The organism is Liquorilactobacillus mali KCTC 3596 = DSM 20444 (genome assembly GCF_000260415.1).
In the GTDB taxonomy this organism is placed as follows: Bacteria; Bacillota; Bacilli; order Lactobacillales; family Lactobacillaceae; genus Liquorilactobacillus; species Liquorilactobacillus mali.
Genome location: NZ_BACP01000104.1, coordinates 1 through 278, shown reverse-complemented (window position 1 = coordinate 278; position 278 = coordinate 1). Strand labels below are relative to the sequence as shown.

Genomic DNA, 278 nt, shown 5'->3' with positions numbered 1-278 from the left:
ATTAATGACGCTTGGGAGTACTTCAAAGCTAAGGAACGCAAGTTGCTTTCAAATTACCAAACTGGTTCAATTTATGGACGACGTAAAATAGATGTCGAATCAGTTTTTGGTGGGTTGAAGGCTTGTTTGGGTTTTAAAAGATTTTCGGTTAGAGGCCTTGAAAAGGTAAAAAAGGAAGCTGGAATTGCCTTGATGGCGATGAACATTAGAAAATTGGTGGCGAGGGTTACCAACTATAACTGTTTTATAAACAAAAAGAAGAGATTAGTGAAAATCAA

1 protein-coding gene is annotated in these 278 nt (G+C 36.7%); it reads left to right on the top strand.

Translation table 11 applies throughout. The features are described 5' to 3' along the window. A partial coding sequence (locus GSM_RS14490; RefSeq protein ID WP_040538363.1) for a transposase occupies positions 1–278 on the top strand: 278 nt, incomplete at both ends.